22 protein-coding genes, 6 tRNA genes and 1 rRNA gene are annotated in these 23,095 nt (G+C 39.9%); 23 read left to right on the forward strand and 6 right to left on the reverse strand.

Translation table 11 applies throughout. The annotated features are described in order from the left end of the window. Window positions 1-6: 6 nt before the first annotated feature. Window positions 7-1,833, reverse strand: coding sequence for a UbiD family decarboxylase (locus tag CR194_RS17010; RefSeq protein WP_110611279.1), 1,827 nt, complete (start codon window positions 1,831-1,833; stop codon window positions 7-9). Window positions 1,834-2,153: 320 nt separating this feature from the next. On the opposite strand from CR194_RS17010, the gene CR194_RS17015 reads away from it, so the two are divergent. The 3 genes from CR194_RS17015 to CR194_RS17025 all read left to right on the forward strand — a co-directional run bounded on the left by CR194_RS17015 (window position 2,154) and on the right by CR194_RS17025 (window position 4,545). Beyond that, window positions 2,154-2,591, forward strand: coding sequence for a DUF2521 family protein (locus CR194_RS17015; RefSeq protein ID WP_158282301.1), 438 nt, complete (start codon window positions 2,154-2,156; stop codon window positions 2,589-2,591). 66 nt (window positions 2,592-2,657) lie between these two features. Then, window positions 2,658-3,377, forward strand: a complete 720-nt coding sequence (cwlD, locus tag CR194_RS17020) for an N-acetylmuramoyl-L-alanine amidase CwlD (RefSeq protein WP_110611283.1) — start codon at window positions 2,658-2,660, stop codon at window positions 3,375-3,377. Window positions 3,378-3,495: 118 nt separating this feature from the next. After that, window positions 3,496-4,545, forward strand: a complete 1,050-nt coding sequence (locus CR194_RS17025; protein ID WP_110611285.1) for a P-loop NTPase — start codon at window positions 3,496-3,498, stop codon at window positions 4,543-4,545. Between the two features lie 56 nt (window positions 4,546-4,601). On the opposite strand, the gene gerD is transcribed toward CR194_RS17025, so the two are convergent. After that, entirely contained in the window at window positions 4,602-5,249 is a 648-nt protein-coding gene (gene gerD / locus CR194_RS17030) for a spore germination lipoprotein GerD (protein WP_110611287.1), read from the reverse strand. Between the two features lie 230 nt (window positions 5,250-5,479). On the opposite strand from gerD, the gene CR194_RS17035 reads away from it, so the two are divergent. After that, window positions 5,480-6,157: a KinB-signaling pathway activation protein gene (locus tag CR194_RS17035; protein ID WP_110611289.1), complete on the forward strand. Its 678-nt coding sequence runs from the start codon at window positions 5,480-5,482 to the stop codon at window positions 6,155-6,157. A gap of 23 nt (window positions 6,158-6,180) precedes the next feature. Here CR194_RS17035 and pdaB read toward each other — a convergent pair whose 3' ends face one another. Beyond that, window positions 6,181-6,945, reverse strand: coding sequence for a polysaccharide deacetylase family sporulation protein PdaB (gene pdaB, locus CR194_RS17040; protein WP_110611291.1), 765 nt, complete (start codon window positions 6,943-6,945; stop codon window positions 6,181-6,183). 118 nt (window positions 6,946-7,063) lie between these two features. Between pdaB and CR194_RS17045 the strand changes: the two genes are divergently transcribed. The 9 genes from CR194_RS17045 (at window position 7,064) to CR194_RS17080 (ending at window position 8,503) form a co-directional block, all read left to right on the forward strand. Continuing rightward, the gene (locus CR194_RS17045) at window positions 7,064-7,300 is read left to right on the forward strand and encodes a hypothetical protein (RefSeq protein ID WP_110611293.1); all 237 of its coding nucleotides are present in this window, start codon (window positions 7,064-7,066) and stop codon (window positions 7,298-7,300) included. A 108-nt stretch (window positions 7,301-7,408) separates the two neighbouring features. Next, window positions 7,409-7,525 (forward strand): 5S ribosomal RNA (rrf, locus tag CR194_RS17050). Between the two features lie 14 nt (window positions 7,526-7,539). Continuing rightward, window positions 7,540-7,614: transfer RNA gene (locus CR194_RS17055), tRNA-Asn, on the forward strand. 1 nt (window position 7,615) lies between these two features. Continuing rightward, window positions 7,616-7,691, forward strand: a tRNA-Thr gene (locus CR194_RS17060). Between the two features lie 16 nt (window positions 7,692-7,707). Next, window positions 7,708-7,782 (forward strand) — tRNA-Glu (locus tag CR194_RS17065). Between the two features lie 249 nt (window positions 7,783-8,031). Then, window positions 8,032-8,106, forward strand: a tRNA-Gln gene (locus CR194_RS17070). Between the two features lie 44 nt (window positions 8,107-8,150). Beyond that, complete coding sequence (locus tag CR194_RS20335) at window positions 8,151-8,294, forward strand: hypothetical protein (RefSeq protein ID WP_158282302.1); 144 nt, start codon at window positions 8,151-8,153, stop codon at window positions 8,292-8,294. 32 nt (window positions 8,295-8,326) lie between these two features. Next, window positions 8,327-8,402: transfer RNA gene (locus CR194_RS17075), tRNA-Lys, on the forward strand. Window positions 8,403-8,427: 25 nt separating this feature from the next. Then, a tRNA-Ala gene (locus CR194_RS17080) sits at window positions 8,428-8,503 on the forward strand. Between the two features lie 256 nt (window positions 8,504-8,759). Here CR194_RS17080 and CR194_RS17085 read toward each other — a convergent pair. Next, window positions 8,760-8,945, reverse strand: coding sequence for an aspartyl-phosphate phosphatase Spo0E family protein (locus tag CR194_RS17085; RefSeq protein WP_199228198.1), 186 nt, complete (start codon window positions 8,943-8,945; stop codon window positions 8,760-8,762). A gap of 337 nt (window positions 8,946-9,282) precedes the next feature. Here CR194_RS17085 and sigW point away from each other — a divergent pair, with 337 nt between their 5' ends. From sigW to glmM, 5 genes are all read left to right on the forward strand, one after another. Beyond that, a complete protein-coding gene (gene sigW, locus CR194_RS17090; RefSeq protein ID WP_110611295.1) occupies window positions 9,283-9,846 on the forward strand; it encodes an RNA polymerase sigma factor SigW in 564 nt (187 codons plus the stop codon). 21 nt (window positions 9,847-9,867) lie between these two features. Next, window positions 9,868-10,518 carry a zf-HC2 domain-containing protein gene (locus CR194_RS17095; RefSeq protein ID WP_110611297.1) on the forward strand — a complete coding sequence of 217 codons (651 nt, stop codon included), beginning with the start codon at window positions 9,868-9,870 and terminating at the stop codon, window positions 10,516-10,518. 180 nt (window positions 10,519-10,698) lie between these two features. Then, window positions 10,699-11,517 (forward strand): diadenylate cyclase CdaA, encoded by an 819-nt coding sequence (gene cdaA, locus CR194_RS17100; RefSeq protein WP_110611299.1) that lies wholly within the window; start codon window positions 10,699-10,701, stop codon window positions 11,515-11,517. Beyond that, complete coding sequence (locus tag CR194_RS17105; RefSeq protein ID WP_199228199.1) at window positions 11,510-13,045, forward strand: CdaR family protein; 1,536 nt, start codon at window positions 11,510-11,512, stop codon at window positions 13,043-13,045. The genes cdaA and CR194_RS17105 overlap by 8 nt, the downstream gene beginning before the upstream one ends. 59 nt (window positions 13,046-13,104) lie before the next feature. Further along, the gene (gene glmM, locus CR194_RS17110) at window positions 13,105-14,469 is read left to right on the forward strand and encodes a phosphoglucosamine mutase (RefSeq protein ID WP_110611301.1); all 1,365 of its coding nucleotides are present in this window, start codon (window positions 13,105-13,107) and stop codon (window positions 14,467-14,469) included. Between the two features lie 251 nt (window positions 14,470-14,720). Here glmM and CR194_RS17115 read toward each other — a convergent pair whose 3' ends face one another. Both CR194_RS17115 and CR194_RS17120 read right to left on the reverse strand, forming a co-directional pair. Next, on the reverse strand, window positions 14,721-15,653 hold the full coding sequence (locus CR194_RS17115; RefSeq protein WP_110611303.1) for an ROK family protein: 933 nt from the start codon (window positions 15,651-15,653) through the stop codon (window positions 14,721-14,723). Window positions 15,654-15,656: 3 nt separating this feature from the next. Then, window positions 15,657-17,108: a glycoside hydrolase family 1 protein gene (locus tag CR194_RS17120; protein ID WP_110611305.1), complete on the reverse strand. Its 1,452-nt coding sequence runs from the start codon at window positions 17,106-17,108 to the stop codon at window positions 15,657-15,659. Window positions 17,109-17,420: 312 nt separating this feature from the next. On the opposite strand from CR194_RS17120, the gene CR194_RS17125 reads away from it, so the two are divergent. The 5 genes from CR194_RS17125 to CR194_RS17145 all read left to right on the forward strand — a co-directional run bounded on the left by CR194_RS17125 (window position 17,421) and on the right by CR194_RS17145 (window position 23,031). Then, window positions 17,421-18,440: a LacI family DNA-binding transcriptional regulator gene (locus CR194_RS17125; protein ID WP_110611307.1), complete on the forward strand. Its 1,020-nt coding sequence runs from the start codon at window positions 17,421-17,423 to the stop codon at window positions 18,438-18,440. A 28-nt stretch (window positions 18,441-18,468) separates the two neighbouring features. Then, window positions 18,469-19,074, forward strand: coding sequence for a YesL family protein (locus tag CR194_RS17130; protein ID WP_110611308.1), 606 nt, complete (start codon window positions 18,469-18,471; stop codon window positions 19,072-19,074). Between the two features lie 327 nt (window positions 19,075-19,401). Beyond that, on the forward strand, window positions 19,402-20,781 hold the full coding sequence (locus tag CR194_RS17135; protein WP_110611310.1) for an ABC transporter substrate-binding protein: 1,380 nt from the start codon (window positions 19,402-19,404) through the stop codon (window positions 20,779-20,781). A 478-nt stretch (window positions 20,782-21,259) separates the two neighbouring features. After that, a complete protein-coding gene (locus tag CR194_RS17140; RefSeq protein WP_110611743.1) occupies window positions 21,260-22,195 on the forward strand; it encodes a carbohydrate ABC transporter permease in 936 nt (311 codons plus the stop codon). Beyond that, complete coding sequence (locus tag CR194_RS17145; protein WP_110611312.1) at window positions 22,195-23,031, forward strand: carbohydrate ABC transporter permease; 837 nt, start codon at window positions 22,195-22,197, stop codon at window positions 23,029-23,031. Before CR194_RS17140 ends, CR194_RS17145 begins: the two co-directional genes overlap by 1 nt. Window positions 23,032-23,095 lie beyond the last annotated feature (64 nt).

The raw sequence follows: 23,095 nt of genomic DNA on the forward strand, positions 1-23,095 counted from the left end.
TTCATCTTACTTCACGTTCAATTCACCCAAACTAGCCCCTTTAACAAAGAATCTTTCGATGTTTTTTTCAACAGTAGGGTCTGGAATGAGCGGGGGAGCGTGATGCGGCTTGATACGAGCATCAATGATCATACTGTCACAGCCCCAATGCTTGTTTTGATAAGTGCTATTAATCCCGTGAATATCATGAGATGGATTACTTCTCGTAAACGTTGCCCAAAAGAAATTACTCATGTTTTCGCTCAGGAATTCGCTTCCGTCACAGACAACTATCATCGGGCATGAGGGAATGTCTCCAATAGCGTCCGACATAGCGTTAAATTCCTTGCTCGCATTGTCGTGGTCTTTAAATTCCGGTCCTTCGATAGCCACTACCCCTGGCATGACTAACCTTGGATGTTTAAACCCTTCTAATTGATGAAACGCTTCAGGAACCTCTGTACACAAATCCCTTTTTTTATCACCATAGGCGGCGATAACTACCTTACTCCCACTATTTAAGCCTTCACCAGAGTAATCTAGCGTATCAATAGTCGTCTTTGTCTGAAAGTGAAGGTCGCGCTGTAAGTCAATTCGTTCTAAGATGTGGGTTAGAAAATCCACTTCTCTGTGTGTATCCAATGGTGTTTCCTGTTCAGCGGTAATGAATAAAAACTTGGCTAAACTTAATTGTCCAGTTCCTAAAATCCGGTTAGCAATTGTCAGTAATTCCGCTGGTCGCTTCACTTCTTCAAAAGGAGTGTATCGTTCACTTCCAATCGCAAACAGCAACGGGTGAACACCGGCAGCGTCGATGGCGTGTACTTCTTTTACCCCTGGAATCTCCTGCTTGACCGCATCACCAGTGATCTCGTGGATGATAGCGCCAAAAGACGTATCTTCTTGAGGAGGGCGACCGACGACGGTGAACGGTAAAATCGCCTTTTCTTTTGCGTACACTTTATGTACTTTCATGACAGGAAATTCATGTGTCAAACTATAATAGCCAAGGTGATCTCCGAATGGTCCTTCTGGTTTGGTGTCTTCTGGATGTATTTCTCCAGTGATGACGAAATCCGCATCGTGACTAATGCAATAACCGTCTTCGTAGCTGTACTGGAAGCGGCGTCCTGCAAGTAAGCCAGCAAAGGTCATTTCGCTTAATCCTTCAGGAAGCGGCATCACGGCAGATAGTGTGTGGGAGGGCGGCCCACCAACAAAAATACTGACTTTAAGTGGTTCACCCTTTTTGGTAGCGGCCGCTTGATGGACGCCAATTCCACGGTGAATTTGATAATGCAAGCCAATTTCTTTGTCTTGTTCATAGTCATTCCCGCTCAACTGCACCCGATACATACCAAGGTTTGAATTCATGATTCCTGGTTTTTCAGGATCTTCAGAATAAACTTGTGGTAGCGTAATGAATGCACCTCCGTCGTTCGGCCATGATTGAATCAGAGGAAGGTCAGATATACTAATTTCTTTTGATTGTACTGGACCTTTTCCTCTTTTCTTTTGGGGGAGAGCCTTTATTGCTGAAAAGCCATTGCCAATGTTTTTAAATGGGTGTTTCATGGCTTGAATGGGATCGTTTCTAAGGGCAACAATATTTTGCACCGGATCCCACGTTTTACGGAAAATGAATTTGCTCCGCTCCACTGTACCAAAAAGATTCGAGACAGCCCGGTACGATGACCCCTTGACGTTTTCAAACAACAATGCAGGACCGCCCGCCTCATATACTTTCAAGTGAATAGCAGCCATTTCCAAGTGTGGATCTACTTCTTCTTTTATGCGAATTAAATGGCCGTTTTTTTCTAAATCTTTCATACATTCTTCCATATTTTGATACATGATGAATGACTCCCATCTATCGATAAATTTCGTCCATTATTTACAGAGGTTCATTCACTATTTTACGTTAAAACAGAAAATAATGCAGAGATTTGAGCGGAAAATAATTCTATCGGCGAAATTGGCTGGTCTATCAGCGTAAATGACCCTTCTATCGGCGAAATACGGCTGTCTATCGGCGAAAATCACCATCCTATCAGCGAAACTAATCAAACATCGTTTCAACTCCCTCGTATACCAAATATTTGCCGTTATGAAAAGTCTCATTCAATCAACACTAAGGGTACGATACAGCCATAGACAAAGGAGCAGCGATGGGGATGAATGTGATATTTACGCTAGGTGAAAAAAGAAAAGAGAAACAATGGAAATATCAGCGGACGATGCTCCGTTCTTTACAGATCAGTAATATGAAAAAAGATGTTCAAAGGCGATTTTTCGCTCATGAAGTTCAAGAAACAGTATCCCAATTGTACCTTCAAGATTTCTGCTTAGATGTGGGGATAGATGCATACTTGTTAGGTGCTGAATTCGCCCGATTTGGTTATTATGGTGAATCGGAATTCATGGTCATGCAGCGTTGTGCTGGTGAAATTATGGCTCAAATTGATCAGACGGTTGCGCAGTTTTCAGCGTGGTTAAATTTAGATGAACCGCAAGCTGACGTTTATAAAGAAGTGGCCACTGGCTACATTTACGAATGGTGGCGCCAAGGGTTCGATGAAGGAAAGAAACGATACCATCTAAGGCTTCATTAAAAACGAATTTCGCACATATTTTTCCCCTTGTCCCATATATTTATTACAGGTGGGGAGGGGAATAGCATGAAGAAGTGGTGGGGATTGGCAAGTCTAGCTTTCATCATAGCGATCGGTTTAGCCATTGGACCATTGTTGTACACAACAGAAGATTCAACTGGATATGGACTGCCGTTATCCGGAAAAATGATAGTACTGGACCCTGGACATGGTGGGATAGATGGTGGAGCAACCTCGAAGTCAGGGTTGTTAGAAAAAGACGTCAGCCTTGAGATTAGTTTGAATTTGCGTGATTATTTACAAGAAGCAGGTGCTTTCGTGATGATGACGAGAGAAGTTGACAAAGATTTAGCGGCAGCGGACACGCAAAAAATTCGTTCTCGAAAAGTAGAAGATTTAAAAGAGCGGGTTAGACTGATCAATAACTCTGATGCAGATTTTTTCATCAGTCTCCATTTAAATGCTATTGGTGAACCACGTTGGAGCGGGGCCCAAACTTTTTATAACCGAGCGATAGAGGGTAACGAAGTACTGGCAAAACACATTCAAAATGAATTAGTCATAAATTTAGAAAATACGGCAAGACAAGCAAAACCAATCCATAACGTGTATTTGATCCAACAATCAACGATCCCTGGTTCCCTAGTGGAGGTGGGATTTCTCTCCAATCCGAGAGAAGCGGAGTTGCTTGGCACTGAAGACTATCAGCAAAAAATAGCCGCATCGATCTACAATGGGATTTTACGCTACACGAATAACGAACCTGTGACGCAAGAGGGTGAATAGCCCTCCTTTTTCTTGTAAAAGGTGTGATCTATATCATTATCGATCCTGTGTATGTGTGTTATAATTACCATGTAGTGGAACCGAATACATACAAGATTATATAAAGGATGGTGTCTTCATGTTAACAGAAGAACAAGTGCTAAAAGCGCTAGAGCCAGTTAAAGATCCTCATTTAAATAAAACATTACTTGAAATCGGCTCAGTAAAAGAAGTCAAAATCAAAGAAAAACTCGTCAGCTTGAAATTGGCGATTGCACAACCTGGAACAGCTGAACAAATGCAGCTTCAACAAGAAGTAGTAAATGCGGTAAAGAATGCAGGAGCAGAATCCGTTGGTCTTCGTTTTGAGAAGCTAGCAGAAGAAGAAATTGCAAAGCATGGCGGAGCAGCAGAAGAAGAAGGCGAAAAGTCGCTATTGGATAACAAGCGTACGACATTTATTGCGGTAACGAGTGGTAAAGGCGGCGTAGGTAAATCAACTGTATCTGTGAACCTAGCCACCTCTTTGGCTCGCCAAGGCAAAAAAGTCGGGATCATTGACGCTGACATATACGGATTTAGTGTTCCAGACATGATGGGCATTGAAGAACGTCCAAAAGTTGTAGGGCAACGCATTTATCCTGTGACACGTTTTGACGTGCAAGTCATTTCCATGGGCTTCTTTGTCGAAGACAACTCACCAATTATTTGGCGCGGACCGATGCTCGGCAAAATGCTAAATAACTTCTTTAATGAAGTGGAGTGGGATGATTTAGACTACTTAATCTTAGACTTACCACCAGGAACAGGGGACGTTGCTTTAGATATTCATTCCATGCTTCCTCAATCCAAGGAAATTGTCGTAACAACTCCTCACGCTACAGCCGCCTTTGTTGCAGCAAGAGCAGGGGCGATGGCTTTGAAAACAGAGCATGAAATTTTAGGCGTGGTGGAGAACATGGCTTACTTTGAAAGCAAACTTACGGGAGAGAAAGAATTCGTCTTCGGAAAAGGCGGAGGACCTAAATTGGCTGAAGAGCTTCAAACGGAAATCCTTGCTCAAATTCCTCTAGGTCAGCCTGAAATTGATGAAGAGAACTTTGCTCCATCCGTATATGATGTAGAGCATCCGATCGGAAAAATTTACATGGACATGGCGGAAAAAGTCATTCAATCGACTGAAAAATAAAAGAAGAACAAGCCGCCGTCTCAGCTGAAACGGCGGCTTTTATTGATCAAATCAACTTAACCCATAGAACCCATAGACTCAGATTCTTCATCATCTGGTGGTTCCTCTTCAGTATTACCTCCGGACTGGCTAGCCTGATCATCCTCGCTACTTTTTAATTCCTCTTTCGCAATGTTTTGAAGCAGTTCATATACTCGTGCGACAAATAAAGGGCTCTCCATAGCTTCAGTCACTACGTTGGTAATCTCTTTTCGATATTCTTTCGTTTTCATCAATTCCACCGAATTTTTTTCCATTTCCGGGTCTTTCATAATATCCAACATCATTCCTTGGTAATCAGGATCTTTCATAAGACCCTTTAAGAGCTTTTCATTTTCTTCTTGCATGCTTTCAGCAAAAGTCTTGGCAAACTCGGGGTTTTGCATCACCTTTTGCCAATATTCTTTTCCATCTTCAGAAGCGAGAGTTTGTTGAATAGTTTCTTTTATAAAATCTTGTTCCATGAGTAATTGTTCTTTCATTTCTTCCTCTTTCAGTACGTCTTGAATCGCTTTTTTTCCTTCTTCTGTTTGGAGCATATCAACAACCATTTGTTTTGTATCCTCATAATCAGGTTGCTTAGAGCCAGAATCGTCTAAAACAGCACAGCCAATAATAGAGGGAATAAGCATCATCATTATACAAATAATAGCAAATTTTTTCATCAAGGTTCATACTCCCTTCATCGTCACTATCTTTAATATGAGATATGGGTTCGTTTTTTATACAATCTGTTGAAAGAGTTTGGCTTGTTCGCTCTAAAGGATTTCTTTGAATTGGACTTATCGTCCAAATAAAAACAACAATCTCCATGAGATTGTCGAAAAAACTGGCGCAGGAAATTCAAACTTTGATACAATAAGGAGTGGACGAAAAGCAGTGGGAGGAAAACGAAGTGAATTCAAGAAAAGTCGTTTTTTTATTTAATTCAACCTTTTTAATCGGGACAACAGCCGGTTTTATCATTGGTATGATTTTGGACTGGCAAACACATATGAATGATTTAAGTAACTGGAATTTTGGCGGGGTAGCGATGGTTATTATCACGTCAGCGATCTGGACAGTCATTGCTCAGATGGGCTTTTTTGCCTACTTAACGATTCACCGATTCGGCTTAGGAATCTTTAAGTCCGTAAAATTGTGGAATCAAGTGCAACTGGTCATCATCGCCTTTGCGCTGTTTGATTTGATGTTCTTCAGACATTATTTCTTTGCTGAAGAAGGGGAGTCGATGCTCGGGTTTATTTGGATGCCGCTTTTGCTTCTCGTTTATGGTCTCATCGTAGCAACGATTAAAAGTAAGGAAACGGACCGTTCGGCTTTCATTCCTACAGTATTCTTTATCGTTGTAGTGACATTGATTGAATGGATACCGGCCTTACGAGAAAATGATTTTACTTTTCTTCTAACAGCAATTGTGCCATTACTAGTAGCAAACACATGGCAAATTCTTGTCCTTCATCATCTCCATCAACAACCAAACGGAAAGCAACCTGGTGTGAGCGAAGTAAAGCAAAAGGAGAAGCAAGCGAATACATCCAGAGGGAAAAAAGGAGCTCAGCGCCGAAAATAATCGGGCTGAGCTTTTATTAGTAATCAGTCCACTTCTTTCGCATTCATCTCGACGCCTGTTAACAATTGTGAGATAGTTACGAAAGAGTAACCTTCACTTTCCAATTTATCTAAAGCAATTGGCAACGCTTCTGGTGTCTGCTTTGCAGAGTCAGAGGCATGAAAAAGAATGATATCTCCATTCGTTACGTTCGTTGTAGTATTTTCCACGATGGCTTCAACTCCAGGATTTTCCCAGTCATGTGAATGAATACTCCAATGAATCACGTCATAGTTGAGCGATTCTGCAACCTCTAATACACGCTTGTCGAAGCTGCCATTTGGTGGACGTAATAATTTAGGAGCCTCTTCTGTCAGCTCAGATAATACACTGTGTGCTTGTTGGATATCTTTTTTAATTTGATCTTCTTCCCAGCGAGTATAGTGTTCATGTCTGTACCCATGACTACCAATTTCATATCCTGCATCAACAATCGTTTGTAAAAGGTCTGGATGACGCTCCGCCCATGCAGCTGATACGAAGAAGGTAGCGTGTTCCACGTTTTTATGTTGAAGTGTCTCAAGAATAGGAGCTAGTTGTTGTTCCCCCCAGCTAATATCGAAAGTTAATGCCAGCTCCGGTCGTTCAGCTTCCACTCGATGAATAGCTACAGGGCCTTCTTCGTTAGGAGAAAAAACCGGCAGAAGCGGCGTTTCTACGTAAAGAATTCCCGCAGTGAAAAAAGCAGCGATGCCTATAATCATATATCGCTTTAAGGTTTTAGCATGCCATACCCATATAAAATTCATTTTATTGTTGCCCCCTTGTCCCTCGTTTACCTCATATGTATTCCGAGGACAGGCATTTATGAATAAAATAACGTAAATGGGAAAATAATTTTCAAGAAGATGAAAATGGGGTGATAAAATGATTGGGTTTATGCTAAACGGAAAAGAAGCAGAGGAAATTGAATATTTATTAAAACGGGAGCTGGAGGAACTGCTACTCGATTTAACAGATGATCGACTGGACGGTTTAATTCATAAGGCGATGGAAGAACGCTATAAAATCATTTATCAAATATATAAACGTTTTGCTTCACCGAGAGACCTTTGCAAATACTTGAGAAGGCCTCCGTCTAAATCAATCGATTCGAATGAATAATTTTTTTGAAAAATATCACTTTTTTTCGCTTATACCCTTGAATTTTTTTTGGATTAATAGTAAGATATCAAATGTCTCACAAAGAAAGTACTTCTTTTGCAGACAGAGTTTAGTGACGATCGCGGAGAGGTCACACCCGTTCCCATGCCGAACACGGAAGTTAAGCTCTCCAGCGCCGATGATAGTTGGGGGATCTCCCCCTGTGAAAGTAGGACGTCGCTAAGCTCACCTTTTATTAATCCACAGTAGCTCAGTGGTAGAGCTATCGGCTGTTAACCGATCGGTCGTAGGTTCGAATCCTACCTGTGGAGCCATGCTTCCTTAGCTCAGTTGGTAGAGCGCATCCATGGTAAGGATGAGGTCAGCGGTTCAAGCCCGCTAGGAAGCTCCAATGAAAAATCGTTGATGGCCCGTTGGTCAAGTGGTTAAGACACCGCCCTTTCACGGCGGTAACACGGGTTCGAATCCCGTACGGGTCACCATATTTTTATTGTTAAATTGCTGCGTAGAGCAATTTTTTTCTATGTAACGAACCATAACCGTATGTACGTCACATGGAGAAATTACTCAATTGACAGAGCATCTACCTCACAACCAGTTGCACCGGTTTGACCAAGTCACCATTCATAATAAATAAGCGGTATATTTATTTGTGTAAACGGGTATTGTAGTAACTATGAACTTAAAGTTCTGCTCACCTTATTTATGCATCATGCTAGGTGAAATTCTATAGGGCTATAGCCAAGCGGTAAGGCATCGGATTTTGATTCCGTGATCCGCAGGTTCGAATCCTGCTAGCCCTGCCATTTTCTTTTTTTATGAGAAGCCATTGCATCGTCCGTAAGCATCCATGAATAAGCTGCGAGCCATTAGCTCAGTGACGAGCCAAGCATCTATGAATTTACTACGAGTTGTTTCGACGCATGGATCATCATTGAAAAAGCTAGAAGAGGAAGAAACAGGTAAGACATCGAAGGAAAAGCATCGTCCGTAAGCATCATGAATAAGCATCCATGAATAAGCTGCGAGCCATTAGCTCAGTTGGTAGAGCATCTGACTTTTAATCAGAGGGTCGAAGGTTCGAGTCCTTCATGGCTCACCATTTTTTTAGAACTTATAACTTTATCGGGGCCTTAGCTCAGCTGGGAGAGCGCCTGCTTTGCACGCAGGAGGTCAGCGGTTCGATCCCGCTAGGCTCCACCAATCATTTGATTAATACACTCTGGAGGAAATCCAGGGTTTTTTTATTGTTAGCTCAGTTAAAGATTGTGATGTTGAGTAGTTTTCTCAATAGAGCTATGTTGGATTAAAGGTCCTCCTTTTAAACGGACAAACGGGTGAGCCTCCTTGAGCTTAGTTGCTTATCTCATACGATGAGACATTATCTTTTTAGTTTGTGATATGCAGAAGCCAAATGAAAAAAATCTGGTCACTCCAAGGGGTGACCAGATTCCATGTTTTATTTATTTTTATGATGGTTAATTTGCTGTGATTGATATTCGTTAAGAAGTTTATCTAAGTGGGTGCTTAGCTCTACAACTTCTTTTGACGTACGTTGCATATGAGCAGACAGTTCGTTCATTCGATTGCGAACTTGTTCAATCTCTTGAAGTAATTCGTTCATGGAGTGTGTTTTAACAGTCATTATGGACAACCTCCTTTATTTAATGATGACCCAATCTAATTTTGTTCGTATAGAGACGCTTATTTAAGACCTTCTTGACAAGAAAATATTGTGGTTTATATTCATTATTCAAGGTACCAGCCTAGAGGACGACCCTTTTAGGATGTCCCACGTAAGGCTAGTGTTTTACTAATAATATCTTCTAAATTCCCAATACTTTTTTTTCCTAAACATGGATTTTATTGAAAACGAATGTTTTTTTTTGCTTTGAAGTGATAAAATATTGTTTGGGAATTGAAACCTATCATTGGACGGACACGTATAAGAGGTAACCGCAGTGAGGCGGAGGTTATGCGAGATGGATATCGTCGTAAAAAAAATCATATTAGAAGTAAAAAAAGGGAATCAAGAAGCATTTAGTGAACTCATGGATATATACAAAGATAAAGTTTATCATATTGTTTACCGAATGCTTGGTAATGTTCACGAGGCGCAAGATGTATCTCAAGAAGCTTTTTTGCGTGCCTTTATGAATATTGACTCCTATGACACAAATCGTAAATTTTCTACTTGGCTTTTTCGCATTGCAACGAATTTAGCGATTGATCGCTTAAGGAAAAAAAAGCCGAACTTTCATCTGGAAGATCAAGTGGCAGGAACTGAAGACCTTACATATTACTCTCAATTCTCTTCTGATGAGGAATTGCCAGAGGACCAGGTTGTACAGTGGGAAATGCAGGAGTGGGTTCAAGAAGAAATAATGCAACTCCCCCCTAAGTACAGGTCGGCTATTATCTTGAAATATCTAGAAGACCTTTCTTTAAAAGAGATTGGAGAAATATTAAATCTTCCGGTAGCAACGGTTAAGACACGTATTCACCGTGGAAGAGAAGCGTTGCGAAAGCGACTTAGACATTCATAGTCGTGGAAAGGAGATAAGAGAATGGCTTGTTCTAAGGAAAATATCGTCCTTATTCATAAATATTTAGATAATGAGATGACCCTGTTAGAAATAAAACAATTTCAACAGCACATTAATAAATGTAGTGATTGTGAGAAGCATTTACAGGAATTAAGAAAAACCGAGGCGATTACCCAAAGTGCATCACATGTTAAAGCACCGTCTAACTTTACAGAAAATGTTATGGGCAAACTGCCTAAACAGCCGGCTTCTCAGAAATGGAAACATAGGCTTAGAAAACATCCTTTCATGATCACAGCTGCAACATTTTTCTTAGTATTTATCATTAGTCTTTCCTCCGCTTTTGGCGGGGACGGAAATGATATTGTCGTCAAGGGTGATGGCCATTTCATCGTGGATGAACAACGGGGAGTTGTTGTCATTCCGGAAGGAGAACACATTTCGGGAGATCTTATTGTTCGTAATGGGGATATTGAAATTGCAGGTGAGGTCACAGGGAGCATTACAGTTATTAATGGTGAGCACCTTATGGCTTCCGCCGACCAAGTTTCAGGGGAAATTGAAGAGATAAATCAAGTCATGGATTGGCTCTGGTATGAAACTAAAGCTTTCTTATCAGAGGTTGTTGCGTTTATGAGTACTGAGAATGAAGAGAACGAAGAGAATAACTGAACGAGGAAGACACATGGATCCCCCGTGTGTCTTTCCTATGTCTGATACAGGTTTGAATCAAATTATACTATCCCTACATATAAATGCCTCCGATTCCGAATAGTAAAAGGGAAATATATGTTATAATAAACGAACGAATGTACATGTTTGAATAGAAATGTGATATTTGGAGGAACGAGCATGTTAGAAGATATTTCTATTTTAAGAGTTTTAGCGATTATCGTTGACATATTATTAGTCGCGTTCGTTATATATAAATTAATTATGGTCATCCGAGGTACCAGGGCCGTGCAACTTGTTAAAGGAATCACGGTTATTTTGGCTGTCTGGTTTTTGAGTGGCTATTTAGGCTTGAATACGTTGCAGTGGATTATGCAACAAGCTGTTACATACGGACTGTTAGCAATTATTATCATCTTCCAACCAGAATTAAGGAGGGCCCTCGAGCAACTAGGGCGTGGTCACTTGTTCCAATCTAGTTCTATAGCTGATGACGAAGAAGTGAAACAGTCCATTGAGCATATTATTAAAGCTGCCAATTACATGGGAAAACGAAGAATTGGTGCATTAATCTCCCTTGAAAGGGAAACAGGGATGAACGATTATATTGAAACAGGGATTCTCATGAATGCCAAACTTACCTCAGAACTATTAATTAACGTGTTTATTCCTAATACTCCGCTCCACGATGGCGCTGTTATTTTAAAGAACAATGAAATTATGGCTGCTGGATGTTATTTACCTCTTTCGGAGAATCCATTTATTTCAAAAGAGCTAGGGACACGCCACCGAGCAGCCCTTGGAGTTAGTGAAGTAACAGATTCTATTACTATTGCTGTGTCTGAAGAGACAGGTGGAATATCTGTAACGAAAAATGGGGAGCTTCACCGAAACTTAGATGAAGATGCGCTTCGAAAAACGTTAGAAAATGAACTGATAAAGCAAGATTCAAATGGTTCATCTTCCCGTTGGCAGTGGGGAGGCAAAAAGAATGGATAAACTTTTTAATAAAAGCTGGTTTATAAAAGTAAGTTCTTTGGTCATTGCTTTCATGTTGTTTTTGATGGTGAATATGGATAATGCAGGAAACCAGCCTGGGGGGATTCCTGGAGTTACGGACGGTTCAAGGGTTCTCGAAGAAGTAGATTTGCATTATTATTATGATGATGAAAACTATGTGCTGACGGAAGGACCAGAATTTGTTCAAGTCACTTTAAGAGGACCTCAGACGGCACTGACAATGGCGCAAGTTAACCAAGCGCAGCAAGAGTTGTATGTGGACTTAGCTGGAAAAGAAGCAGGGGTGCATTATGAAAGAGTTCAACACCGCGGCTTCCCTGCAGACTTGAGCTTATCAGTGGTTCCAATGACAGTGCGTGTCACCCTTCAAGAAAAGCAAACGGCTTCTTTTCCTGTAGATGTTGAATTGGAAAATGAAGGACAAATAGAAGAGGGATATGTCGTTGGTACTCCAGAAGTAAACCCATCTTCTGTCGATGTAACCGCAGCTCAAGGACTTATTGAACAGATAGCAACGGCCAGAGCAAATGTAGACATATCTGATAGAAACTCGTCATTTGAAGACTCTGTACCTGTGGTATTTTATGATCAAAACGGGAATGACTTGGGATTAAATGCTGATCCACCTGCTGTAGAAGTTCATGTGCCGATCACTAGTCCTAATAAAGAAGTACCTATTAGAATCGGTCGAGATGGGGAATTGCCCGATGGGGTAGCTATTGATTCAATTTCCACTCAACCGGAGAGCGTAACAATTTTTGGTCCGGTGAACGTGATAAATGAAATTTCTTTTATTGATTTATCTTCCATCGACTTGACTGAAATTACGAATGATACATCATTTGAATTAACGGTCCCTGTTCCAGAAGGTGTGGAGCGGGTGGAGCCGGAAACAATTACCGTAGAAGTAGAAGCGACAGAAGAGGCGGAACGAGAGTTTTCCGACTTTCAAATTACCGTAGAAGGCTTGGAAGATGGTCAGGCAGTGGAGTTTCTCTCTCCTGAAGATGGATTATTTGACTTTATCGTTAAAGGCAGTTCGAGTGCGTTAGAGCGTCTTGATCGAGGTGATTTAGAAGCATCAATTGACGTAGAAGATTTATCAGAAGGGGAGCATGAGCTTACTTTAGATATTAATGGACCTCAAAACCTCCGCTTTGAACAAAGAGGGATGAACGTTACATTCATACTTTCAGAGAATAATAATGATAACACGGCTTCAGGGTCGTCCGTTGAAACCGGTGAGAACGCGTTGAATAATGAGAACAATGAAAACAACGACAATAACGACAACAACAATAACGACAACAACGACAACAACGACAACATCGAAAACAGTGAGAATAACACAAATAACGAAAATATCCAAAGCGATGAGAATGAAGAAATTAATGAAAATGAAAATAACGGAGAGAATGTTGAAGTAGAGGAAAATGAAGAAGAAATAGAAGAAACGAATAATGATGAAGAGATTGAGGCAGAAGAAAATAATGAAAATACTTCATAAGTACCTGCTAGATATTTGTTTGAAATGTTGTATTTGAAGAACCTTTAAGGAGAGATATTATGGGAAAGTTTTTTGGAACAGATGGTGTGAGAGGAATAGCAAATAAAGAATTAACTCCAGAGCTTGCTTTTAAGCTAGGTCGATTCGGCGGCTATGTTCTTACAAAAGCAACAACAGATAAACCAAAAATATTAATCGGAAGAGATCCACGTATATCTGGTCACATGTTAGAAGGGGCGCTAGTAGCGGGGCTTCTATCTATAGGCGCAGAAGTGATGAGATTAGGTGTAATCTCTACTCCGGGGGTCGCTTACTTAACGAAGGCTTTAAGTGCTGATGCAGGAGTAATGATTTCAGCATCCCACAACCCAGTAAATGATAATGGGATTAAGTTCTTTGGTTCAGATGGCTTTAAACTATTAGATAGTCAAGAAGAAGAAATCGAAAAGCTGTTAGTGAAAGAAGACGATATGGAAGACGACTTACCACGTCCTACTGGTGCTGGAATTGGTACTGTAAATGATTATTTTGAAGGTGGACAAAAGTATTTACAATACTTGAAGCAGACAATTACGGAAGATTTTTCAGGACTCCATATCGCGCTGGATTGTGCTCATGGGGCGGCGTCTCCTTTGGCGAACCACTTGTTTGCAGATTTAGAAGCGGATCAGATTTCTTGTATCGGTTCTTCTCCAAACGGAATCAATATCAACGATGGATTTGGTTCTACCCACCCTGAAGCGATGGTTGCTCTTGTGAAAGAAAAAGGGGCAGACGTTGGTTTATCATTTGACGGAGATGCTGATCGCTTAATTGCCGTTGATGAAAAAGGCCAAATCGTGGATGGTGATCAAATCATGTACATATGTGCAAAGTATATGAAGGAAACAGGCAAATTAAAGCATAATACAGCTGTTTCTACGGTGATGAGTAATCTAGGCTTTTATAAAGCATTAGAGGAAGCGGGATTGAACACGAAGCAAACGGCTGTTGGGGACCGTTACGTGATGGAAGAAATGCGTAAAGGTGGCTATAACCTAGGTGGTGAACAATCCGGTCACATTATTTTCCTTGATTACACAACGACAGGGGACGGGCTGTTATCTGCTTTACAATTGGTTCAGATCGTAAAAGCTACGGGCAGACCACTATCAGAACTGGCAAATGAAATGAAGAAGTACCCTCAGAAACTGGTTAACGTTCGGGTAGCGGATAAACATGCGCTTCACAACAATGGGGTAATCGCTGACGAGATCCGTGTCGTTGAAGCTGAAATGCACGGAGAAGGACGAATTCTAGTGCGCCCTTCTGGAACAGAACCTCTCGTACGTGTCATGGCAGAAGCACCGAGCGTGGAGCTTTGTGAGACTTATGTGGAAAAGATTGTAGAAGTGATCAAACGTGAATTAGGGTCGCTAGAATAACTGATAATTTAGCCTTAAATGACTTGTCTGCTCTCCTTAATTTGGACGTTTTCAACTGAAAGGGGAGGAACCATGTTACAAAAAAAGTTGGCTTTGGGCGATTTACATCGTCTGAAGACAACTTCTTTTTTATAGGGAAGTAAAAATTTCACCCGACCTGTAAATAAATAGGTAGGGATGGTATTAAAAAAAGGACTTGAGATTAATAATCTCAAGTCCTTTTAGTCTTCTTAAAGAATAGTTTATCTCTGTTATGACCTAGTGTTTGGTTCTGTTTCAGTTTCAAGGACATAGTTCCTCACACTAGGATATTTGCTTAAGTGAAAGGCTAAGGCACCTACTAAACCAGCGTCATTTTTAAAGTAGCAGCGATCAATTTCCACGTTGAAGACACGATCAACATAGGTTAAATGACTGCGTAGCTCTTTCATAAATGTTGGTCGACTGGTGATTCCCCCGCCAATTAATACTTTTTCAGGATTCAAAACAGACGTGATGTTATAAATACCGATTGCTAACGTTTGATAAAAGCTCTCCACAATTTGCACTGCGACAGGCTCTTTTGAATCGTACCCTTGAAACACTCTCTCGCCTGTAACTTCTTTAAGCGGGATAGAGTGAAGAGCAGCGTACTTTTCTCGAACGAAAGTCATCGATGCTTGAGCACTTAATGTATCACCTAATGAGAGTGTGGAATTCAATCCCCGCGTGATCATGTAGCCAAACTCACCGCCGCGAAAAGCATGTCCTCGATAGAGATCGTTGTTTATAAACAACGCACCACCTATTCCCGTTCCAACAGTTAAACAAATAAATTCCGTGTGATCTCTACCGTTACCAAGCCATTTCTCTGCTAAAGCTACACAATTTACATCGTTTTCAATAGACACTGGAATAGAGAATTCTTTTTCTAGTGCTTCTTTTAAGTGAAATTGATCAAATGCCACGATCGCTCCGCCTTTTTCAATAAATCCTGACGGATGAATAAAACCGGGAGCTGAGATGGCAATACCTTTGATTTCAGAGAGATGATCATTAATTTTTGCTCGCATGCCTCTTAAGATTGTTTCACCGTCTGAGTGGCCGGATGAGAAAAAGTCATTTTTTAGGATTTCTCCTTTATCGTTAAGGAGACCCCATTTAACATTCGTTCCACCAATGTCAAAAGATAAATAGCTTTTCAATGATTATTCACCATCCCCTCGATGTAGACTTTCTCCATTAGATTGAATCACTTGAGAATACCAATGGAAACTTTTTTTCTTGTAACGGCGTAATTCTTTAGGACCTTCTTCATCACGATCGACATATACGAAACCGTAACGCTTCTGGTACCCGTTAAGCCAGCTTAATAAGTCTGTAAATGACCACGTACAATAGCCGATAATGTTCACGCCATCAGACATGGCTTGTTTAATTTCAAGCAAATGGTGGTTAATATAATCAATACGATAATCGTCATGAATTTGACCATCTTCCAGTTTGTCGAATTCACCTAATCCATTTTCAGAGATGAGAATCGGAAGGTTATAACGGTTGTTGATTCTACGCATTCCGATTCTTAAGCCGACAGGATCAATCTCCCAGTCCCAGTTTGTCGTTTCAAGATTGGGGTTAGGGGTGGTTTTAAATACGCCGGGTACACCTGAATCTGAAGACGTTCCTTTCTTACCGGAAGTATTCATCGTACCTTCGCCAACACCATCTAACGGATTACTTTCAACGGTCGTTGTTTGATAGTAATTGATTCCCATGAAATCTGGTTTTCCTGCTTTTAATAATTCCAAATCGCCATCTTCAATCACTGGGGCTAATCCTTCTCTTTCAAGATATTCCATCGTCGTTTGAGGATACTTGCCCCAAGCATAGACGTCCATGTACCAATGATTAATCATTTCTTCAGCATTTTCAGCTGCAAGAATATTGTCCGGATGACTGTCTATCGGATAGACAGGACCATGGGCAAAACTTGGACCGACAAAGCCATTTGGTACGAATTCTCTAAACGATTGAATCGCTTTTGCGTTTGCTAAATTAGCTATATGATTTGCTTGGTACATCCGTTTTAAATCTTTCACACCAGGGGGATGAATGCCTGACCTGTAACCTAATCCAATAAATATATTTTGTTCATTTAACGTGACCCAATACTTTACTCTGTCACCAAATCGTTTAAAAAGCGTGATGCAGTATTGATTGAAATCTTCAATGATGTTTCTGGATTCCCAACCACCATATTCATCCATTAACGCTTGAGGGAGATCCCAATGGTAGACAGTAATGATTGGTTCAATCTGCTTTTCTAAAAGTAAATCAATGAGGCGATCATAGAATTTCAAACCTTCTTCGTTCATTTCACCTTTTCCTGTTGGGAAAATACGAGACCAGGCGACAGAAAAACGATAAGCTTTTAACCCCATCTCGGCCATTAAGTTTACGTCTTCTTCGAATCGGTGATAATGATCGACGGCGATATCTCCATTAGTGTTTTTATAAGTGGTTCCTTCTTTTTTTGTATAGGTATCCCATACAGACGGGCCTTTTCCATCTTCATTCCAAGCTCCTTCAATTTGGTACGCTGCTGAAGCAGATCCCCAAAGAAAGTTCTGAGGAAACGGCTGAATGTGTTTATGAAACATGTTAAATCCTCTCCTGTCTGTTGTTATATTAAAACGTTCATAGAACGTTTTTAAGAAATCGTATTTACAAGACAAAATGAAAGCGTTATGATAAGTCTACGAAAACGGTTTCGTAAAAAGTATAATTCAATCACTTATCTTTGTCAAAGTGAAATCAGCCTTTTTTGTATAAAAGTGAAGAAAATAATAAACCGGTTTCGTCATCAGTATTTATCTAAGGACTGCATTGTTGAAAGGACACTCACTTGGTATGATAAGAGGGTCTATGAAGGAAATGGACAGAGAATTTATAAAAGGCGAGGGGCTCCAACCATGAAAATGACTATTAAGGAAATTGCTAAGCTTGCGGGGGTGTCACAAGCGACAGTCTCGAAAATTATTAATAACTATGATGATGTAGGGGCAAAGACGAAAAAAAGAGTGCTACAAATCATGGATGAGTATGGTTATCGACCTTCTTATTCGGCGCAATCTTTAGCGAAGAAAATAACCAAAGTTATTGGTGTTATCTATGCAGGGAAAATTAATGCTAACTTTAACCATCCTTTCTTTGTGGAAGTGGTCAGCTCGTTTAAAAAAACGATGGGATCAGAAGGATATGATTTATTATTTTTCTCGAACGAAAAATTTCATAAATCAGACGAAAATTATTTAGCTCGGTGCCAGCACTATAATGTAGATGGTTGTATTATTATTGGTGGTGAAGAGGTGGAGCCCTCTATTTATGATCTTGATAAAAGTGAAATTCCTTGTGTAGGAGTTGATATTGAGCTATCAGGGAAAAAATCAGCTTATATTATGACAGACAATCCTCAAATTTCTGCCTTAGCTGTTGAACACTTTTATCTGCTTGGCCAAAGGGACATAGCCTTTATTGGGGGGAAAGAAGAATCAGTTATATCGAAACAGAGATACCAAGGTTTTATTGACGAAATGAAGACCTATGGGTTGAAAGTGAATCCTGAATGGATTGTCTATGGTGACTTCTTTGAAGATAGCGGATACGAAAAAATGGAAGAATTGCTTCAGCGGCCATCTATACCGAAAGCGATCTTTGCTGCTTCTGATTTAATGGCTATGGGCGCTATTAGAGCGGTTAAAGAAAGTGGTAGAAAGATTGATGACTTTTCTTTTATAGGCTGTGACGATATTGTTGCCTCTAAACACATCGATCCTCCGCTTACTACTGTGAAACAAGATAAGGAAAAGATTGGCAAGATGGCAGCGTATATTTTAAATGATATGATTAAAGAGAAAATAGATCAGACCTCAATTAAAATTGACCCAGAATTAATTGTGAGAGCATCCTGCGGTGCGAATAAAGCCGGTTGATCTATCATGTTCAAGGAGAGTTGTAATAATGAATAAATTACAGACCGTTGCGGAATGGATTTACCGATTAGCATATATTAATATTTTATGGATTGTATTTTCATTGGTTGGAATGGTTGTTTTCGGAGTGGCTCCTGCGACTATTGCTGTCTACAGCGTTTTTCAACAGTGGATCAAGGGAGAAGAAATAGAAGGAAAAATAATTACTCATTTCTTTAAAATTTATAAAGAAAAATTCTTTAGAGCGAATCTTCTCTGGGGAATATTGCTTGTCATCGGCTTTATATTGTATGTAGACTTTTATTTTATTTTCAGATGGGATCACGTAATAGCTCCCGTTTTGTTAGGTTTAGGGATGTTTGTTCTCATACTCTATATTATGGTCATCATGTTTAGTTTCCCACTAATTGCATATCGAAATTTGAAAGTAATGCAGTCTATCAAATATGCTCTTATCTATGGGTTTCGTTCACCGTCGCTAACAATCTCTCTGATAATTAGCTTTCTAGTGATTCATTATCTGATCTTCCAATTTCCGGTTCTTTATTTGTTTTATTCAGTGAGTATTATTACTTATATGATCATGCTGGTCACTCATAAGAATTCTCATAAACTAAATATAGCTAATGACTAAAAAAAATCTCCTCCCAAAAAAAATTGAAAGATTCTAAAAAGAAAGCGTTGACATAAAATATTTCTGCATATACAATGACATTACGAAACCGATTTAGTTAATTGCAGAACAGGAACCGATGATGTCAACATCTGTCAGCGCATTTGTGTTGCAATTTAGTTTTTATTAGTGGTATTTACGAAACCGGTTTAGCTAAAAGGTTATTGGATATTTTGGTAAGTGTAGTAATGAAGGTTTTTTAAATTACGGCTAGGAGGTGGATCGTCTCACATTAGCTTGCAGTTGGTAAGATTTTTAATAATAATAAGCGTTCAAGGGGGATTTTACATGAAAAAGTATGGTTTAATGACAGGTTTGTTAGCGTTATCAGTTATGGTATCTGCTTGTGGTAATAATGATAATGCCTCAGGAGATAATAACGGTGATGCAGGAGACAACAATAATAATAATGCAGAAGTTAATAATGATGTGAATGAAGCAGTTGCTGTAGATGAGGAAGATGAAGACGTTGAGGTCACTGAAGTAGGATCAGATGACGCAGATGTAGAGTTATCTTTCTGGTTATTTGGAGCTACAGGCTATCCTGAATTAGCCGAAGAGTATGTTGAAGAAAATCCAAATGTAAGCATTAATTTCCAAGAGATTGAAATGGGAGATCACCATAACAACCTTTTCACTGCACTATCTGCAGGAAGTGGTGCTCCAGACTTGGCAGCCATTGAAGTTTCTGAAATTGACGGATATAAGAGTGCAGAAGACCGTTTTGTTAACTTGTACGATCTAGGAGCAGAAGAAATCGAAGATGACTACTTGGATTGGGTATGGGAAAACGGGAAAAATGTAGATGGCGATTTCTTATTTGGTCTTCCAACTGACATCGGACCTACAGTTATGTTTTACCGTGCTGATGTCTTTGAAGAAGCAGGATTACCATCGGAGCCAGAAGAAGTGGAAGAGTTAGTTAGCACTTGGGATGATTACCGAGAAGTGGCTCAAACGATTTTAGATGAGACTGGAAAACCTATGGCAGACAACCCTGAAACAGTTTTCAATGCAAAAAGAGATCAGGCGCCAGAAGCATATTTTAACGAAGAAGATGAACTAATTTTAGAAGATTCTCCTTATGTTCGAGATTCTTTCCTTGAGACTTCTGAAATGATTGAAAATGGTTACGTTGAAAACTTTGGTATGTGGACGCCTGAATGGGGTGCTGGAATGGCAGACGGAGACTTTGCTACATTATTAGCTCCAGCTTGGATGCAAGGCGTTATTAAAGGAAATGCTCCTGATGCAACTGATTGGAGAGTAGCTGCAATGCCTGAAGGTGGCGGAAACTGGGGAGGTTCTTACGTTGCAATCCCTGAACAGTCAGAGCACGCAGAAGAAGCTTATGAGTTTTTGACTTGGCTCTTATCACCTGAACAACAACTTAGAGCCTTTGAAAACATGGGTCTATTCCCTTCGACACCTGAAGTATATGATATGCCTGAATTTAATGACTTCACTGACGATTACTTTGGTGGTCAAAATACTGCTCAAGTTTTCGCGGATTCAGCTCTTGAAGTTAACCACGTTCACAAAGGTCCTCAATACGGAGATGTGAACTCTGAAATTCTTGCAGGATTAGATAATGTGTATGATGGTTTTGATGCTGAAGAAGAATGGCAAGATATTTTAGATCGAGTTGGACAGCGTATTAACCGTTAAGTAAGGAATGTTTATGCGGGTATGGTGAACATGCTGTACCCGCAATTCATTTTAAAAACTCACATAAACAGTCATTCTATATATTGGTTCTGTTAAACAATAGTGTTGATTTCTGTAGTAAGTATTCTGTTACTCCACTATTAAATTGGTCTTAGGCAGCGTATGATTCGCAAAATAAGGCATTCCTAGCACAACGTTTACCAGAGCCTATATATTTGTAAATAGAAAAGAGAAAACTCGAATTACTATTTATGTAGTTTTAGGGTCTTACGGAAACTTAAAGGGGAAAATTTAGAACATGGGCAAAGCTGGAGTTGTTTCAAGGAATTAAGAAAGAGAAAGCTATTTTATAAAGTAGAGTACACTTATTAAGGATATTAATAAACATGTAACCTTGATGATACGCTACCATTTTATTAGGAGGATAAATATGGCTAGATTACAACGAGATGCTGGAAAATCGAACGATCATAACACAATGTCTAATAAAGAACCGCAAGAACCAAAGAAGAGGTCCTTTTCGCAAAGACAAAGAAACATGGCCTCAGGGTATATGTTTATCTCTCCTTTCTATTTACTGTTCGCCGTCTTTGGGGTTTTCCCCATCTTGTACAGCTTCTATTTAGCTTTCTTCAGGTGGGATGGACTAGGGGACATGGAGTATGTAGGGTTTAATAACTTTAATATTATTTTCAATGACCCTCTTTTTTGGAAGTCTTTATATAATACAATCGTAATCGGTTTGATGGGGACAGCTCCTCAGCTGATTGTGGCTTTACTCCTTGCTTTTGCATTAAACTCAGTACTAATTAAATATAAAAGTGTTTTCAGACTTGCCATATTCTTACCTTATGTTACGTCAATCGTAGCTGTTGCAATTGTCTTCAGTGTAATTTTCAGCAACCAAGAATCAGGCCTCGTGAATGCTTTTCTAGGCATGTTTGGCGTTGAACCTATTACTTGGACGAGAGCGGAATGGGGAACAAAAGTAGCCATTGCGACGATGATCTTTTGGCGCTGGGTAGGTTATAACACAATTATTTATTTAGCTGGAATGCAAGCAATTCCTAGTGATTTATATGAAGCAGCTAAAATTGACGGAGCTTCACTAAGACAGCAGATTTGGCATATTACCATCCCGATGTTGAAACCATTTATTATTTTTACAGTGTTTACATCTACTATCGGTGCACTTCAGATCTTCGCTGAACCTCATATTTTCCAAGGTCGTGCCGGAAGGCCAGAGGGTATGAGTATCGTATTGTATCTATATAGAGATGCGTTTGGAAGTAACTTCTTTGGAACGGCGTCGGCAACAGCGATTGTCCTGTTCTTTATCATCATTGTTTTCTCAACTATGAATTTGTATTTTGCGAATCGGATCGGACGTTCGAAAAAGGTAGGTGTTAAATAATGGAAACTAACAAGAAAAAAGCACCAGTGGCAAAATATTTAGTTTACTTAGGATTAATTGTAGTTTCCTTGGGGTCTTTATTTCCCTTTTACTGGATGTTTGTTATGGCTACCAATCCGAATAGCATGATTAACCAGACTCCTCCGGTCATGATTCCCGGATCTAACATGGTCTCGAACTTCCAACTTGTACTAGACAGTATTCCGTTCTGGGGTGCTATGCTGAACTCTCTGATTGTTTCAAGTACCATTACAATCGGTGTCTTAATTTTATGTTCCCTTGCAGGGTTTGCTTTTGCGAAATTAGAATTTCCAGGAAGAACAATGTTATTTGTTTTCATCTTGGGAACGATGATGATTCCTCCGCAGCTAGGTCTTATTCCAACTTACTTTATCATTACCCAGTTGGGCTGGCTGAGTGATTTACGGGCGGTTATCGTACCTGGATTAATGAACGCATTCGGGATCTTCTGGATGAGACAGTATATTTCTAGTGCTGTACCTGATTCGATCATTGAAGCAGCTAGAATTGATGGGTGTAGTAATTTCAGAATTTATTGGAACATCATTATTCCAACGATTCTCCCAGCCTTTGCAACACTAGGGATCATTGTCTTCATGGCAATTTGGGGAGATTATTTATGGCCGTTGGTCGTGTTACAAGATCAATCCATGCATACAATCCAAGTAGCATTGCGGTCCTTAATGGATGACAGAGTAAGAGACTACGGTATGATTTTATCCGGAACATTCTGGGCGACGGTTCCATTAATCGTTATATTCTTACTATTTAATAAGTTATTTATTAAGAGTATCACCGATGGAGCAGTGAAATAACAAAAGTTACGGTTGTTCCCTTTTTCCCTCTTTTCAATTATATGGTTGTAATTATAAAACAGGT

The organism is Salipaludibacillus keqinensis (assembly GCF_003226325.1).
GTDB classification, from domain to species: Bacteria; Bacillota; Bacilli; order Bacillales; family Salisediminibacteriaceae; genus Salipaludibacillus; species Salipaludibacillus keqinensis.

Coding starts and splice junctions, on each gene's coding strand:
- CR194_RS20335 (WP_158282302.1), top strand. CDS start 8,151: ATGAATAAGCTGCGAGCCATTAGCTCAGTGACGAGCCAAGCATCTATG.
- CR194_RS17140 (WP_110611743.1), top strand. CDS start 21,260: ATGTCTAATAAAGAACCGCAAGAACCAAAGAAGAGGTCCTTTTCGCAA.
- CR194_RS17120 (WP_110611305.1), bottom strand. CDS start 17,108: ATGTTTCATAAACACATTCAGCCGTTTCCTCAGAACTTTCTTTGGGGA.
- CR194_RS17025 (WP_110611285.1), top strand. CDS start 3,496: ATGTTAACAGAAGAACAAGTGCTAAAAGCGCTAGAGCCAGTTAAAGAT.
- pdaB (WP_110611291.1), bottom strand. CDS start 6,945: ATGAATTTTATATGGGTATGGCATGCTAAAACCTTAAAGCGATATATG.
- CR194_RS17130 (WP_110611308.1), top strand. CDS start 18,469: ATGAATAAATTACAGACCGTTGCGGAATGGATTTACCGATTAGCATAT.
- glmM (WP_110611301.1), top strand. CDS start 13,105: ATGGGAAAGTTTTTTGGAACAGATGGTGTGAGAGGAATAGCAAATAAA.
- CR194_RS17045 (WP_110611293.1), top strand. CDS start 7,064: ATGATTGGGTTTATGCTAAACGGAAAAGAAGCAGAGGAAATTGAATAT.
- CR194_RS17145 (WP_110611312.1), top strand. CDS start 22,195: ATGGAAACTAACAAGAAAAAAGCACCAGTGGCAAAATATTTAGTTTAC.
- CR194_RS17085 (WP_199228198.1), bottom strand. CDS start 8,945: ATGACTGTTAAAACACACTCCATGAACGAATTACTTCAAGAGATTGAA.
- CR194_RS17015 (WP_158282301.1), top strand. CDS start 2,154: ATGAATGTGATATTTACGCTAGGTGAAAAAAGAAAAGAGAAACAATGG.
- CR194_RS17095 (WP_110611297.1), top strand. CDS start 9,868: ATGGCTTGTTCTAAGGAAAATATCGTCCTTATTCATAAATATTTAGAT.
- CR194_RS17105 (WP_199228199.1), top strand. CDS start 11,510: ATGGATAAACTTTTTAATAAAAGCTGGTTTATAAAAGTAAGTTCTTTG.
- gerD (WP_110611287.1), bottom strand. CDS start 5,249: ATGAAAAAATTTGCTATTATTTGTATAATGATGATGCTTATTCCCTCT.
- cdaA (WP_110611299.1), top strand. CDS start 10,699: ATGTTAGAAGATATTTCTATTTTAAGAGTTTTAGCGATTATCGTTGAC.
- cwlD (WP_110611283.1), top strand. CDS start 2,658: ATGAAGAAGTGGTGGGGATTGGCAAGTCTAGCTTTCATCATAGCGATC.
- sigW (WP_110611295.1), top strand. CDS start 9,283: ATGGATATCGTCGTAAAAAAAATCATATTAGAAGTAAAAAAAGGGAAT.
- CR194_RS17010 (WP_110611279.1), bottom strand. CDS start 1,833: ATGTATCAAAATATGGAAGAATGTATGAAAGATTTAGAAAAAAACGGC.
- CR194_RS17135 (WP_110611310.1), top strand. CDS start 19,402: ATGAAAAAGTATGGTTTAATGACAGGTTTGTTAGCGTTATCAGTTATG.
- CR194_RS17125 (WP_110611307.1), top strand. CDS start 17,421: ATGAAAATGACTATTAAGGAAATTGCTAAGCTTGCGGGGGTGTCACAA.